Consider the following 15189-nt stretch of genomic DNA (forward strand, 5'->3'; position numbering starts at 1 on the left):
AAGCTCGGCATAACCGAGCTTTCTCTAAAAAAATATGATTTCTTTTTCTTATTTCTTTATATCTATTGCTGGAACTGTTTTCATCGATTCGCCGTCCTTTTCAAGTCGTCTTTGCATAGCATCGACAACAATCGGTGCGGCAATAAACAATGATGAGTAAGTACCTACAATTACACCAATAAACATAGCAAAAATAAATCCTCTGATGGTTTCCCCACCAAATATCAATAGAATTAACAATACCAATAGCGTAGCCACACCAGTCACGGCAGTTCTACTCAAAGTGCTGTTCAAGGCGTTATTGATAGTCGTTTCGATAGGTTCTTTGCTTGAGCCTTTCTCTCTTAGGTACTCACGAATACGGTCAAAAATTACGACAGTATCACTCATAGAGTAACCCATCAAGGTCAATACAGCACCCACAAAAGCTTGGTCAATGTCTAAAGAGAATGGCAAGATTCCGTTAAGGATAGAGAATATTCCCAAGATAACCAGAACGTCGTGGAATAGAGCTACAACCGCACCGAATCCAAAGGCGACGCTTCTAAATCTGATATAGATATAGATAAATGTAAGTATTAAGGCATAAATAATGGCCTTCAAAGATGACCAAATGGTGTCATTGGCAATAGTTGCTCCTACTTTAGAGAAGGACATCACTTTACCCTTATTTCCATTTATTGACGATACAGCTTTTCCTAAGTCGGCTGTGATTTGTTTCTCAACCTCAGGCTCTGTATTATCTATTTTGTATGCAGAAGTTACCATTACTTGGTCAAATCCACCGTAAGTTTTCACTTCTGCAGTTGAACCCTGAAATACTCCTTCTACAGCAGTTCTTACTTCTTCTGTATTGGCTGTTTTTTCAAACTTCACCACAAAAGTTCTACCACCTTTAAAGTCAACACCTAATCCAAAGCCTCTTATGCCAATAGAAATTGCACCTGCTAATATAATAGTAGCAGAAATGATGTAGAATACTTTTCTTTTCTTGATAAAATCAATATTAGAATCTTTGAAAAGTTTCTCCGTCCAAGCAGTTTTGAAATTAATCGTTTTGCCTTTTTTGATGTTGTAATCAAACAATAATCTCGATACAAAAACTGCACAAAACAATGAAGTGAATATACCTATTAACAATGTCGTAGCAAATCCTTTTACAAGACCAGTTCCGAATATCATCAAAATAACAGCCGTTATCAAGTTAGTTACGTTAGAGTCAATGATTGACGGCATCGCGTTTTTAAAACCATCACCCACAGCTGTAATAAAGCTTTTTCCTGAAGACAATTCTTCTTTGATACGCTCATAAATAAGCACGTTGGCATCCACCGACATACCCACCGAAAGTACCAAACCAGCAATTCCTGGCAAAGTCATGGTTGCACCAAAAGATGCCATAACACCTAAAAGCAATACCAAGTTGACCAATAGGGCAGCATTGGCAATCCATCCAGCTTTGCTGTAGTACACCATCACGAAAATCAAAACCGCAACAAGGCCCAATATTGATGATAACACACCCGCATTTACGGCTTTAGCACCTACAGAAGCTCCCACTGTGGCTTCTTCTATGATATTGGTTGGAGCTGGTAATTTACCTGCTTTCAAAACGTTGGCTAAGTCTTGTGCTTGTTCTACACTAAAACCTCCAGAAATACTTGAGCTTCCGCCAGAGATTTCTTGGTTTACATTTGGTGCTGAATATACATAGTTGTCCAATATGATGGCGATGCTATTTCCAACATTGGCACCTGTCAAAGTTTTCCATTTTCTGGCTCCCAACGCATTCATTTGCATCGTTACATCTGGTTTTCCAGTCATTGGGTCGTAATCTTGTTTCGCATTCGTGATTACGTCTCCTTCGATTGGAGCATTACCATGGTCTTTAACCGCATAAACAGGCACTACTTCTTCTTTAGTTACTGGGTTCTCCACAGGACTAATGTCGAACATAAAGGTCATATTTGCTGGAAAAATTCCTAAAGCTTCTGGGCGTCTTAAAACTTCATTAAGTCTTGAAGTATCTTTAGTTCTAACCGCTAAGCCACCTGTTGGAGATGCTACAAATATATTGGCAAGTGAGTTTGCATTGGCCAATGAATCTGTGCCTGTAGAATCAGTCTTTGTTTTCAAAGCTGAAGCCAAGCTACTCTTAGAAGTATCTTTGGCTGCAATTTTCTTTTCTGCAGAAGCAATTTTAGATTCAAGATCTATTTTGGTCAATAAAGCAGAAAATGCTTCCAAAGATGGGTTAATCTCTTGGATACTATAAACCTCACAAAACTCCAATTTTGCAGCTCCTGATAATAATTTCCTTACCCTTTCTGGGTTGTCAATACCCGGCAATTCAACTTGGATACGATTTGTACCAGGTATTTTTGAAAGATTAGGGTTGGCTACACCAAATTTATCAACCCTTGTTTGAATAACTTTATATGATCGGTCAAAAGCACCATCAACTTCTGTTTTTACATATCTGATAACTTCAGAATCTGAAGAATTTAGATTTAAAACATCTCTGTTTGAACTGTTAGAAAAGATTGAAGCCAATTTAGTGTCTTTGGCTAATTTTCTGTATTCAGCAACAAACAGATCTACGAAGTTTGTGCTACTGGTTACTGCTACTTTTTTAGCTGCTTCTATCGCGATGTTTACTCTAGGGTCACGTGAGCCTTTGGCAAGCGTTCTTACGATTTCGGTAGGAGAAACTTCTAAAATTACGTGCATACCTCCTTGAAGGTCAAGTCCAAGGCCTAATTCTTGCTTACTCAAATCTTCCAAAGTTGAACCCAAGAAAACATCTTGTTTCCATAAGGAGTCCAAGTATCTTTGTTTTTTGCTCAAATCCACTTTACCGTCTTTGCCAGTTGCATACGTAGCAGCGGTGTTTCTGATGTCGTTAACTTTCCAGGTTCTTACCAAGTAGTAAATACTTATTAGAGAGAAAACAACAAATAGTACCAATATACCTAATCTGTTTTTCATAAATATTGATTGTATCCTTTTCCCAAAATTGGATGTTTAATTGAAAATATAGCACACAGGGAAATTGTGCTTTTTATGGTTTAAAAGCTAATAATCACGAAAGGATCAGAATTTCAGGGAGCGTTTATAGCAATATGATGCTCAAAAAGCTTATCGAAATAGGAATTTCTAAAAAATACGAAGAATGGCTTTGCAAATGGAGCATTTTGCTCATAGCCAATTATAAAGTTTTGATCAAATACCAGTTGGAATTCCTCAAAAGAAAAGTCATAAGAAGGAACTACAGATTCGTGGCTGATTTGCTGAATTACTGGGGTTTCCTTTTCTTTGTTGTCCTTTTCTGAAGTTTCAAGTTGAGCTTGAGGTACATAACTAGCCGAAGCCACGTGTGCTGAAAACACGCTTACGAGCATCAATAGCCCGAGAATCTTCGATATAATGTTATTCTTTCTCATTTTGAAGCACAAAAGTACAAAACCTTCCAAGAAAAAGTCAAGAAATATGCCAAAAATTAATATTTCTTGGAATTCTTACTTTTTTACGGACTTCACCAATGCCTTTTTAGACATAATAATGAAACCCAAATCTTTCTTGCAGTTTTTATAAACCAGTGAATTTGTTTTGATAGGAAAACTGTATAAATAAAGTGTATCGTTGACTTTCTGAATATTATCGCCGATTAATTGTTTTTGTTCTTTACTGAATTTGTAGGCCTCAAGTATTTCTCCAATTTTACCATTTTTCAAGGCTTCTGGTGTTACCAAACTCAAGTCTATCAATTCGATTTCAGTTCCTTCCAGGGTGATTTTGTCAGCACATTCTATATTTAATTCACCATTAAATTTATCAGAAATAGACTTTCCTAAAGTATTGGCCACGTCAATGATTTCCTCTTGGTTGACTTTTTTTATTTTGTAGTCCGACATCAACTGTTTCACCTCGGCGGTATCCACACGTTTTACTTGTCCGCAAGATATTAACCCAAAAGTCAAAATTATGGTGCATATATTTTTCATAAACTAGGGTATTAAAAGACTTGAATCTCCAAAGCTCAAGAATCTGTAATTGTTATTGAGTGCTTCTGAGTAAATTTTTTTCCAGTTATTTTCACCAACAAAAGCCGCTACTAACATCAATAAGGTAGAGGATGGTTGGTGGAAGTTGGTAATCAATCCTTTACAAATTTTGAATTTGTAACTCGGGAAAATCATGATTTCCGTTTGGCCAATTATTTCTGTCAAATTGTTCTTTTCAAAACATGAAAGTACGGCTTTTAAAGCATCAACGGTCGAAATTTCTTTCCTTTCTAAGTAAGGAAACAGTTTTTCTATAAAGAAATTGCTTTTTTCGTTCTCAATTAGTTTTACACCGAACCAATACAAACTCTCAAGTGACCGCATGGAAGTTGTTCCGACAGGCACTACAAAACCATGGTTTTCTATTAAAGTCTGTACAAATATTTTTGAAAAAACGAGCTGCTCATTGTGCATCGGGTGTTCCAGAGCGTTTTCAGTTTTTACGGGCAAAAATGTACCAGCTCCAACATGAAGGGTTAAAAAACTTTTCTTTATACCTTTTTTAGCTATTTTTTCAAAAACAGTATCTGTAAAATGTAATCCTGCAGTAGGTGCGGCCACCGCTCCTTTATTTTTAGAATATACAGTTTGATAGTTTTCTATGTCTGTTTCTTCTGATTCTCTATTTAGGTAGGGAGGAAGAGGTATTTTGCCAAAAGCTTCCACCAATTCACTAAAATTATCTGCTGAATTCCAACTTATTTTGACTTCGTTCTCTTCTCGATTGGCAAACGAAGCCTGAATCGAAACCGTATGAGCATTTATCTCTACTTCAGCATGCAGTATTTCGTCTGTTTTCCACTTTTTTTTGTTGCCAATCACACATTCCCAAACGCTTTCAAATTTAGCTTCCATCGCTAATGAAATCACATTACTTGGACTTACAGGATTTAACAAAAAAATCTCGATGATAGCACCAGTCTCTCTTTTGAAAAACATTCTGGCCGGTATCACTTTTGTATTGTTAAGGACTAAATGTGTGTTTTTGGGTAAGGTATCTACAATATCCGTGAAGTGATGATGGGAGATTTTTTCTTTCTCATAAAACAATAGCTTGGAGTTATCCCGTGGTTCAACAGGATATTTAGCAATACGATCGTCGTTTAATTCGTAAATATAATCTGAGATTTTGACCTGCATCAATCCTCTGGGGTTGGGTTAGAAAAGAGTAGTCTTAATGGAACGAAGAACAACAGAATCATCAATACAAAAACGCCGAAAATCAGCAACCAGTTATAATTGAAGTCTAACATTTGTCCTTTTCTCGAATTGATATTATTCAAACCTAAAATCACAAATATCAAATAAGTATTTACGAAAGACAAAAAAGCTGAAAACCAGCCGCTTATGAGTGCTTTTAAGGCTGTTGGTTCATTGGCCCATGCACTGCTTGAATTTAATCCTTTAAAATCAATTTTAAGCAAAAGTCCTTTCAGTAAATCCATCAAAATATTAATTGAAAACACTATACCAACTGTCCAATAAAAAAACTGTTGTTTGTTGATGAATCGATTGGGATAACCTTGGTCGTCGTGGCCAATGGCGATGGAATCTGGCAAGTTTGTATAACAAAAAAGAATAACTGCGGTGATAATAACTACAGAGGATGTCCTCCAGAACTTAAAAAATATATTTGTCATATTGAGACTTTCGAATAAATGTATCTAATTTTATTCTTTTATAATTAAACTTTTGTCTTGTCGAAATGTTTCACAAAGGTAGGGGAGAAGGCCTAGCATATTTATTAAATTTCAGAAAAAATGTCAAAAATTTATACAAAAACAGGCGATAAAGGAACCACTTCGTTGATAGGTGGCACCAGATTGTCCAAAGACCACATAAAAATCGAAGCTTATGGAAGTGTAGATGAACTCAACGCTTGGATTGGGGTATTGGCCGATGCCCCCGAAAACAAAGAGCGTAACGCATTTTTGAAAGAAATACAGGACAGACTTTTCACGATTGGTGCTGAATTGGCTTCGGAACCTGAGCAAAACAAGAAAAAATTGCCTGAACTTTTTGAAAGCGACATAGTGGTTTTGGAAAAAGAAATGGATTTCTACAATGAGGTTATTCCGACTTTGAGAGCTTTTGTCCTTCCAGGTGGTCATCCCTTAGTTTCTTTTGCACATGTGGCCCGAACGGTTTGCAGAAGGTCAGAGCGTCAGGTCATAACTTTGTCCCACAATGAAGATGTCAATCCCTTGATTATTAAATATCTGAATCGATTGTCAGATTATCTTTTTGTGCTTTCGAGAAAGATAACGCAAGAACAAAATGCACCAGAGATTGCTTGGAAACCCAGGTGATGATGTAAATGTTGATTTCTGTGTGAAACAGACTTGGTCAGCTTTTGTCTGCCAAAATCACTCTATCGTTAAGAATCCAAACCTTTTTGGTCTATGAAATGCAGGTGATTCACCTGAAAGTGTAGAACTCCAGCACAAAAAGTTGCAAGTTTCGGCATCACATGTCCAGTTTGCATCTTCATGACTTTGATTTGAATGAATGCGGTAGAAGTTAATTCTGTATTGTCCTTTTGCATCTATTCCAATTAATTTCCATGGAATAGATAACTTTCCGTTCCAAGAATTCAATGATTTTGTAGCCTCGTGTATGATTCCGGCATCTTTATGTTCAATCATTCCCTCCAAGGTTTGAGTTTCCTCCCCCAATGATGGATTGTTTATAGTGCCCACCCAAAGTGCATTATTGGGATTTATTTCGATTTCTAAATAATGTTTTGAATCTTCTTTACCAGGACTTATAAAAACCTCGAAAACTTCTTGATTGTAAAGAGGGTCGTTGTGAACGACCATATTGTTTTGCTCTACGAAATCGTCTTTGAGACAATCGAATGTTATGTGCAAGTAATCACTATCAGATTGTATAGAAACGTTGGTTTCAAAATCAACGGCTTTGCCATTGGTAGAATGTTTGAAATGTGGGTCTAATATTACGGAAGCTCCGTTGTTTTTTAGGGTTATTTCTTGGTTGGCCATTGTTGTTTTTTCTTTGCTTAAATCAATTTTTAGAAAATTGGTCTGCAAAATTATAAAAAAAACTAGGGAATGACTAAATGCCATAAAATTCAATTTTCTAAAGTATGATTGAAAGGTTTTTGTTGCCAACCTGAAGCTGCAGGATGTTTCCTTTGCTTATCTGTTGTTTGGTCAATTCAAATTTACCATGATTGTCAATCAATTCTCTCAAGCTTTCCTTATTATTTTTCTCTTTGATACTTATTTTCATGAGTGGCTTTTTTTTTTGATATAAGGAAAAATGACTTCTGGAAATCACAATTTCCAGAAGTCAATGTTTTTAAACTTATTTTCCCTTTCCTTTCCCTTTGCCTTTTCCACCTTTCTCTTTCATAGTGAGTTCATTTAAGAAAACACCCGCTGCATCAAAACCCAACATTACTTTAGATCCGTCAGCTTTTGTTACCAAAACACCATACTTTCCGTCGCTTGATTTTCTTGCACCGCTTACCGTTGAGCCAGCGTAAGTGGTAGAAATATAGGTAGTTATACTCGCTGGTAAAGTAGCGATGTCTACTTTCTCACCGCCATGGCCTTTGCCCGAAACCTCTTTAACAAATACGCCTGCAGCATCAAACAATAAACCTTTATGCGTACTGTCTTTCAAAATAATGTGTACTGCATATTTGCCTGAATCCGACTTAGCTGCACGTTTGATAGAAGATCCAACATAATTGGTTGAAATGTAAGAAGTTACCGCAGAAGGTAATGCACTAGCTTCTATTTCAGTCATGTTGTGTTTTTTGCCATGGCCATGTTTTCCTCCCAAGCCAGAACTATCGGCAGTGGCCAAAAACATAAAGTCGGCATAAGCAGAATCGTCGGATGTTTCTGATGGAGACAATCCCAAGTTTTCACAAGATGTAAAACCCACCGCTGCACTAAATAGAGCAAGAATTAATACTTTTAAATTTTTCATAAGAAATAGATAATAATTTGATTTAAACAATGTAAGAACTTCCTACAAGTAAATTTTTTCCATGGAATACTTGTTTGATTTAAAAAATCCAAAAAGGTTTATTGGCCTTTCAGAAATACTATACGATTCTCTTTTTTTTTCTGTTGCCTAGGTTCAGAAAAAAATATTTTAATTACCCAAGGCAACGATTTCTCTCAACTATTACGTATACTTTTGTATTAATAAGAATTCCAGTATAATATAAAAGAAAGCCTTTGTGATATTTAAAAGAAACAAATCTTTTGACTTGGTAAAAGTTTTGGAAGGATGTCGGTCAGACAGCGGTTCTGCCCAAGAGCGTCTTTTCGAACATTACTACGGCTTGGCTAAAAGGATATGTTTGCGATATGCCGGATCGAGCGATGAAGTCGACGAGATGGTGAACGATGGTTTCTTGAAAGTTTTTGCCAAAATAAAAATGTACGACGCCAATCAGTCTTTTGAGGCTTGGTTTCGAACGGTGTTGGTAAGGACTTGCATAGATTATTATCGGCGTAACAGTCCAAAAGTAAGTTTGATAGACATCCAAAATGCTCCACAAATCGAAACTAATGATCATTTGGTGGAGCGGATGTCAGCGGAGGATATCTTGGAGTTGGTCCAAAAACTTCCTCCATCTTATCGGATGGTTTTTTCGCTCTACGTGGTTGAAGGGTACTCGCACGCTGAAATAGCCGAGATGCTCAACATCAATGAAGGTACGTCAAGGTCAAATCTTGTAAAAGCTAGACACAAAATGCAAGAATGGGTAACGCTATATTTAGATGAAAATATAAATCAAAATAATCATGTCTGAGAATAATTTTGATGATGACATAAGAAAAAAGCTTGAATCTATACGGCCGGAGTATAGTGAGGCGGCCTGGCAGAAGCTCAAACGCTCCTTGCCCATACCATGGTATATGGGTTTTCTGCGAGATTATGGATCTTGGGTATTTGGAGGCATTGCCACAGTAGCCTTTTTAGGATCGCAATACAACAATCAAACCATTAGAAAAGAAAACAAATTACTGAATGACAAAATTTCTACTATAACCCATTCGCCAGCAACAAAAATTGTTAATGACACTATTTATGTTAGGCAGAATGATACTGTTTATACCACTCGCTATGTTACAAGATATGTAAGAGTAGATGATGAATTTGTGGAAGATGAAAATTTGAAAACGAAAAATTTATCTGAGATTCAGACTGAAAAAGCAAGTAGAAATCTTAAAGAGGAGACAATTTTCGGTGATAAAACAGTATTGAATTCAAAATCTAATGTTGAAAAAGCCAGTAAAAAGGCTAAAAATTTAGATATTGATTTGATTGAAAAATTGACTGACAAAAAGGTCGTTTCAGATAAAGATTTAGCAGAAACCAACTTGGCTTTTCAGGCTAATCAGCAGGCAGATAAGGTTGTAGCGGAAGTTTCTGACGAAAAACCGAAAGCAGTTAAAGTGGAGGATACCTCAGCTATAGTTGACGAAGAACTTAAGAAGGAGCAAAAGCAAGTTGAAGAATTAATTATTCCAGAAAATAAGGCTTCGCTACCTTCTGACCAAAAGAAATCTAAAAAAATAGATTTGAGCAGAATAAATGCCAGATTTGGAATAACAGGCGATTATATGGGTAAGCAATTTAATAGCTTAGGGCCTGCTTTGGAGGTCTTTTTGGGAGAAAGATTTGCTTTAAATACTGGATTGTTGATTACAGGTAAAAAAGAATTTGAATATAAACTCTCTAGGGATTTTAATATGTTTACAGGTAAGAAATTTGAGGACAGATACAAACCTTTTATTCCTCAAAAACCTGATAAAATCCAAGATATAGAAATCGAAACTTCGAGTATAAAGTTACCGATATATTTTAGTTATTATGTTCCGGTAAGATACAATTGGGCCTTTGTGCTCAGCACGGGTACTAAACTAGATCTTTCAGTAATGGAAACTGTTAAGTTTAATGGTCAAAACTTTGATGGTTCATTAGATTATAATAAGTTCGAAAATCAATATAAGCCGAAGATTTTCAGTAACTTATATTATGGAATGGGTGCCCAATATCAATACAAACGTTTCTTTGGTCAGGTTACTCCATACTTTGAGTTTCCATTTAGACAAGCTTCTTATCTGGTACCACCAAAGAGGTTTGGGGTAAGTGCTTCATTGAAGTTTTCATTGAAAAAATAAAAAATATTCCAACCAAAAATCCTGCTTTTTGAATGTAGAAAGCAGGATTTTTTTATTCTAAACTCAAATAACGGCTTAAAATTTAGTAGATTTGCAGACTTTTTGGCGTTGCTGAAACGTTTCAAACATAAACAAAACAAAAATGCACTCCATTCGTATAATTATTCTTTCTTTTTTGTGTCTTCCGGTTTTAGGTCAGATCAAACCCAGGTTGTTCGAGTTTGGACCCAAAGCAGGTATATTGGTGAATAGCATTGCAACATTGGACACTGTGACTTTTAAGAAAAAACTTTCAGTAGGTTATCAGGGAGGTATTTTTACAAGATTTAATTTTGGGCCATTAAGTTTACAGCCTGAACTGGTTTATCAGCTAAAAGGAGCAAGTACTACCTCACCTGCTCAAGCCAAATACTCCTACAAATACATTTCTACACCTATTATCGTCGGTTTTACGCCAATTAAGGGTATCTACTTTGAGGCAGGTTATGAGCCAAGTTGGGCTTTGAACCAAGGCTACAAAAAAGACGGCCTTACGATTTATGGGCCTGATGTTGCTACCGATAAAAGCTTAATCGTTGGCACAAGAATCAACATGTTGGATATGTTTTCATTGTTTAGCTTAAATATTCGCTACACCCATGGTCTTCAAAACGTGAGTACTTCCAAGTATTTACTCACTCCACTTGACTTTAGAAATAGAAGCGTTCAGGTATCTGCAACTTACACGTTTTCAGAATATTACCTCTGGAAAAGGAAATACGGCGTAAAGAAAAAGAATTAATAAGAAATGAGTTTTATAGAAGAATTACAGTGGCGGGGCATGCTTCATCAGATGATGCCTGGCACAGCTGAGCAATTAGACAAAGAAATGACCTCGGCCTATATTGGATTTGATCCAACTGCCAAATCTTTGCATATCGGTAACCTAGCCACTATCATGCTTTTGGTGCATTTGCAAAGAGCTGGCCATAAGCCTTATGCATTGGTAGGTGGAGCCACAGGTATGGTAGGTGATCCATCTGGAAAGTCTGCTGAAAGACAATTTTTAGATGAAAACATCCTAAGAGAAAACCAAGAAGGTATTCGCAAGCAATTAGAAAAATTCTTAGATTTTAATACTGGTGCCAACAGTGCCGAAATGGTCAACAACTATGATTGGTTTAAAGACTTTGGCTTTTTGCAGTTTTTGAGAGAGGTAGGTAAGTATTTGACAGTCAACTATATGTCGAGTAAAGATTCTGTAAAAAACAGAATTACCACAGGTATTTCTTACACCGAATTTACCTATCAATTGCTACAAGGTTATGATTTCTACCATTTATATAAGCACAAAGGCGTAAAAATACAAATGGGTGGCTCTGACCAATGGGGGAATATCACCACAGGAACGGAGTTGATTCGCAGAAAAGAAAACAATGACGGCTCCGATGCAGAAGGTGATGTAGAATATTCAGCGTATGCACTTACTACGCCTTTAGTGACCAAGGCCGATGGTACGAAATTCGGTAAATCAGAAGGTGGAAATGTTTGGTTGGATCCAAACATGACCAGCCCTTATGAGTTTTACCAGTTTTGGATAAATCAAGCCGATGAAGATTGTAAAAGACTCATCAGGGTATTTACGCTTTTGAGCAAAGAAGAAATAGAAAAGCTCGAAGCCCAACATGCCGAAGCTCCGCATTTGAGATTGGTTCAAAAGGCTATAGCAGAAGACGTTACTACGCGTGTTCATGGCAAAGAACAATATGAATTGGCCGTAAAAGCTTCCGAAGTATTGTATGGTAAGGCAACTTTAGAAACACTTCAAAGTCTAGACGAAAATACTTTCAAAAAGATATTCGATGGGGTACCACAAACAACCATCTCCAAGGTTGATTTTGATGCATGTCCCTCATTGTTGGATTTGATTTCGGTAACCACCAAAGGAGAAATATATCCCTCAAAAGGCGAAGCTAAGCGAGCCTTACAAGGAAATGCAGTGAGTATAAACAAAGTAAAAACTCAGGACGAAAAATTGGCTGTTTCAGAAATTAGTCTGCTTTCAGGCAAATATATTTTGATAGGAAAAGGAAAGAAGAATCATATTGTGGAGGTGGGGTGAAATACCTCTGAACATCTTTTATTAATGAAGCCATTCAGTTTTGAGTGGCTTTTTTTTTGACAAACTTGAGAATTTGCGATTTGCAAATCGCAAATTCTTTAACCTTCCAACTCCCTCAGATACCGCTCTGGATTATCCAGAAATGCCTTGGTGAGTTGATAATGTGGGGTTTCGGTGTAACTGATTTCGTTGATAGCGTTATTTTCGAAATGTAGAATTTGAGCTTCTTGCATGGCCATGATAATGGGCGAATGCGTGGCTATGATAAATTGCGAACCTTTGTTTTTAACGGCTTCTTGAATCAAGACTATCAAGCTCAACTGTCGGGCAGGGGAGAGTGCGGCCTCGGGTTCGTCTATGAGGTAAAGGCCTTTGCCAGTAATGCGGGTATTGAAAAATTTCAAAAAACCTTCGCCGTGGCTCATGGCGTCCAAGTTTTCGGTGTAGCGGTCGGTTATTTCTTTTCTTTCGCTTAGTAAAGGACTTAGGGCCAAGTTGATGTCTCCGCCCGTCCAAGTTTCTTTGATATCCTTAATTTCGGCGTCTAACTCTGCAATGCTTCGCAAGATATTTTTTACAAAACCAATAAAATCTTCTGCTCGTGCAAAGAAACCACGGTTGGTTTTTTCAATAAATCTCAATGAAAGCATTTTGCCCAAATCTCGTGCAGGTTCCATCAGGGGATCGTCGGATATACTAATTCCGCCGGCTGTTGGTACACCCGAGGCATAAGCAATGGCCTCTAGAAGTGTGGATTTCCCAGAACCGTTTTCACCTACAAAAAACGTAACAGGCTTTTTTAATGATATATAAGGAAGATTTTTTACAAGTTCGAGATTAAAAGGAAACTCCTCCGTTTCAGGTAGATTTCTTAATCCAAAACTTTGTAAAATCATGCCAAATGACCTTGAATTTGAAGAGAACGTACGGTTTCTACAATACCAGCAGCGTCATAGCCACATTCAGCGTAAAGCTGATATTGCTCGCCGTGTTCTACCAATCTGTCAGGAATGCCCAAGCGTTTTACTTTTGCTGAGTAATTGTGGTCCACCATGAATTCTAAAATGGCCGAGCCAATTCCACCTTGTAAACAACCGTCTTCGACTGTTATTACGTGGTCAAATTTTTCGAAAACTTCATGCAACAATACCTCATCCAATGGTTTGGCAAAACGCATGTCGTAATGAGCAATACTCATTGCGGGCTCTAAAATATCAATGGCCTTGGTAACTTCATTGCCAATCGGGCCAAAGCTCAGAATGGCCAAATCCTCACCGTCTTTTATTTTGCGGCCTTCTCCCACTTTTATTTCTGAGAACGGCTTTCTCCAATCAGGCATAACGCCTTCACCTCTTGGATATCTAAGTGTAATGGATTCGCTACCACCTTGGAAATCATCAGATTGAGCCAAAAACATTAAGTTTCGTAATTCTTCTTCATTCATCGGTGAAGCTACCACCATATTGGGTATGCAACGCATAAAAGCAATATCGTAGGCACCGTGGTGTGTTGGTCCGTCTGCTCCAGCAAAACCAGCTCTATCTAAGCAAAATATTACAGGCAAATTTTGAATACAAACATCATGAATGACTTGATCATACGCCCTTTGCATGAAAGAAGAGTAGATATTACAAAAAACAGTTAGTCCACGAGTGGCCATTCCAGCCGAAAGGGTCACAGCATGTTGCTCTGCTATTCCTACGTCAAAAGCTCTATCGGGCATAACATTCATCATAATGTTTAAAGAAGAACCCGAAGGCATGGCAGGTGTAATTCCCACTATTTTTGGGTTCTTCTCTGCCAATTCTACAATAGTATGACCGAAAACATCCTGATACTTTGGAGCAGTTGGATGCGTGATAATTTTTTTCTTAATTTCGCCCGTTACCTTGTCAAAAAGACCAGGTGCGTGCCACTTGGTTTGGTCTAGTTCAGCAGGGGCGTAACCTTTGCCCTTTACTGTAAGTACATGCAATATTTTTGGGCCGGGAATATTTTTCATATCTCTAAGTACGGCTACCAAATGATCTATATCGTGGCCATCTATCGGACCAAAATATCTCAGATTAAGTGCTTCGAAAAAATTGCTTTGGCTGAGCAAAGCACCTTTCATAGCGTTTTCAACTTTGGCTACAATGTCTCTGGCACTTTTACCAAATTTACTCATCTTACCTAAGAGATTCCAGACTTCATCTTTTACCTTGTTGTAGGTTTTTGAAGTAGTTATATCTGTTAGATACTCTTTTAATGCACCCACATTGGGGTCTATGGCCATGCAGTTGTCATTGAGAATTATCAGCAAGTTAGCATCTTCAATGGAACCTGCATGATTCATGCCTTCAAATGCTAGTCCAGCTGTAAGAGCTCCGTCACCAATTACTGCAATATGTTGACGGTGTTTTTCTCCATTGTGCATAGAACCCATTGCCATGCCTAAAGCAGCAGATATAGATGTGGATGAATGACCTACACCAAAGGAATCGTACTCGCTTTCTTTTCTTTTAGGAAAACCAGAAATGCCGCCATAAATGCGATTGGTATAGAATTTTTCTTTTCTTCCAGTTAAAATTTTATGTCCGTAGGCTTGGTGTCCAACATCCCAAATGAGTTGGTCGTCAGGTGTGTTGAAAACATAATGCAAGGCTACCGTAAGCTCAACCACTCCCAAACTTGCACCAAAATGACCACCATGGACCGAAACCATATCGATAATATATTGTCTCAATTCCTGACAAACCTGATGCATTTGGTCTGGCCTAAGTTTTTTCAAATCCTCTGGCAGATTGATGTCTTTTAGAAGATCGCCCTGGGTAATTAGCATATAGCGTTTATTTATTTCATTTTAACTTTTACA

At 37.4% G+C, this 15189-nt stretch carries 15 protein-coding genes; 5 read left to right on the plus strand and 10 right to left on the minus strand.

The window, feature by feature from the left end; genetic code table 11:
* Positions 1 to 48 precede the first annotated feature (48 nt).
* The 5 genes from secDF to EGI24_RS01730 all read right to left on the minus strand — a co-directional run bounded on the left by secDF (position 49) and on the right by EGI24_RS01730 (position 5704).
* Positions 49 to 2988 (minus strand): protein translocase subunit SecDF, encoded by a 2940-nt coding sequence (gene secDF / locus EGI24_RS01710; RefSeq protein ID WP_255046490.1) that lies wholly within the window; start codon positions 2986 to 2988, stop codon positions 49 to 51.
* A 113-nt stretch (positions 2989 to 3101) separates the two neighbouring features.
* Entirely contained in the window at positions 3102 to 3443 is a 342-nt protein-coding gene (locus EGI24_RS01715; RefSeq protein WP_255046492.1) for a hypothetical protein, read from the minus strand.
* A gap of 75 nt (positions 3444 to 3518) precedes the next feature.
* Entirely contained in the window at positions 3519 to 4004 is a 486-nt protein-coding gene (locus EGI24_RS01720; protein WP_255046493.1) for a hypothetical protein, read from the minus strand.
* Positions 4005 to 4007: 3 nt separating this feature from the next.
* Positions 4008 to 5204: an S-adenosylmethionine:tRNA ribosyltransferase-isomerase gene (locus tag EGI24_RS01725; RefSeq protein ID WP_255046496.1), complete on the minus strand. Its 1197-nt coding sequence runs from the start codon at positions 5202 to 5204 to the stop codon at positions 4008 to 4010.
* On the minus strand, positions 5204 to 5704 hold the full coding sequence (locus tag EGI24_RS01730) for a hypothetical protein (RefSeq protein WP_255046497.1): 501 nt from the start codon (positions 5702 to 5704) through the stop codon (positions 5204 to 5206). Before EGI24_RS01730 ends, EGI24_RS01725 begins: the two co-directional genes overlap by 1 nt.
* Positions 5705 to 5824: 120 nt before the next feature.
* Between EGI24_RS01730 and EGI24_RS01735 the strand changes: the two genes are divergently transcribed.
* Positions 5825 to 6373, plus strand: coding sequence for a cob(I)yrinic acid a,c-diamide adenosyltransferase (locus EGI24_RS01735; protein ID WP_255046499.1), 549 nt, complete (start codon positions 5825 to 5827; stop codon positions 6371 to 6373).
* Positions 6374 to 6430: 57 nt separating this feature from the next.
* On the opposite strand, the gene EGI24_RS01740 is transcribed toward EGI24_RS01735, so the two are convergent.
* The 3 genes from EGI24_RS01740 to EGI24_RS01750 all read right to left on the minus strand — a co-directional run bounded on the left by EGI24_RS01740 (position 6431) and on the right by EGI24_RS01750 (position 8024).
* The gene (locus tag EGI24_RS01740) at positions 6431 to 7066 is read right to left on the minus strand and encodes a carbohydrate-binding family 9-like protein (protein ID WP_255046501.1); all 636 of its coding nucleotides are present in this window, start codon (positions 7064 to 7066) and stop codon (positions 6431 to 6433) included.
* Between the two features lie 97 nt (positions 7067 to 7163).
* Positions 7164 to 7316, minus strand: a complete 153-nt coding sequence (locus EGI24_RS01745; protein WP_255046502.1) for a hypothetical protein — start codon at positions 7314 to 7316, stop codon at positions 7164 to 7166.
* A gap of 75 nt (positions 7317 to 7391) precedes the next feature.
* Complete coding sequence (locus EGI24_RS01750) at positions 7392 to 8024, minus strand: hypothetical protein (protein WP_255046503.1); 633 nt, start codon at positions 8022 to 8024, stop codon at positions 7392 to 7394.
* 256 nt (positions 8025 to 8280) lie between these two features.
* Here EGI24_RS01750 and EGI24_RS01755 point away from each other — a divergent pair, with 256 nt between their 5' ends.
* The 4 genes from EGI24_RS01755 to tyrS all read left to right on the plus strand — a co-directional run bounded on the left by EGI24_RS01755 (position 8281) and on the right by tyrS (position 12335).
* Complete coding sequence (locus EGI24_RS01755; RefSeq protein WP_255046505.1) at positions 8281 to 8859, plus strand: RNA polymerase sigma factor; 579 nt, start codon at positions 8281 to 8283, stop codon at positions 8857 to 8859.
* Entirely contained in the window at positions 8852 to 10234 is a 1383-nt protein-coding gene (locus EGI24_RS01760; RefSeq protein ID WP_255046507.1) for a PorT family protein, read from the plus strand. Before EGI24_RS01755 ends, EGI24_RS01760 begins: the two co-directional genes overlap by 8 nt.
* A 142-nt stretch (positions 10235 to 10376) precedes the next feature.
* Complete coding sequence (locus tag EGI24_RS01765) at positions 10377 to 11015, plus strand: outer membrane beta-barrel protein (protein WP_255046510.1); 639 nt, start codon at positions 10377 to 10379, stop codon at positions 11013 to 11015.
* 6 nt (positions 11016 to 11021) lie between these two features.
* On the plus strand, positions 11022 to 12335 hold the full coding sequence (gene tyrS / locus EGI24_RS01770; RefSeq protein WP_255046513.1) for a tyrosine--tRNA ligase: 1314 nt from the start codon (positions 11022 to 11024) through the stop codon (positions 12333 to 12335).
* A 98-nt stretch (positions 12336 to 12433) separates the two neighbouring features.
* Here the strand turns inward: tyrS and EGI24_RS01775 are convergent, their stop codons facing one another.
* Together EGI24_RS01775 and dxs are read right to left on the minus strand one after the other, a co-directional pair.
* Positions 12434 to 13231: an AAA family ATPase gene (locus EGI24_RS01775; protein WP_255046514.1), complete on the minus strand. Its 798-nt coding sequence runs from the start codon at positions 13229 to 13231 to the stop codon at positions 12434 to 12436.
* Positions 13228 to 15156: a 1-deoxy-D-xylulose-5-phosphate synthase gene (gene dxs / locus EGI24_RS01780; RefSeq protein WP_255046516.1), complete on the minus strand. Its 1929-nt coding sequence runs from the start codon at positions 15154 to 15156 to the stop codon at positions 13228 to 13230. The genes EGI24_RS01775 and dxs overlap by 4 nt, the downstream gene beginning before the upstream one ends.
* Between the last annotated feature and the right edge of the window lie 33 nt (positions 15157 to 15189).

The sequence above is a fragment of the Lacihabitans sp. CS3-21 genome, from assembly GCF_024343675.1.
Classification (GTDB): domain Bacteria; phylum Bacteroidota; class Bacteroidia; order Cytophagales; family Spirosomataceae; genus Leadbetterella.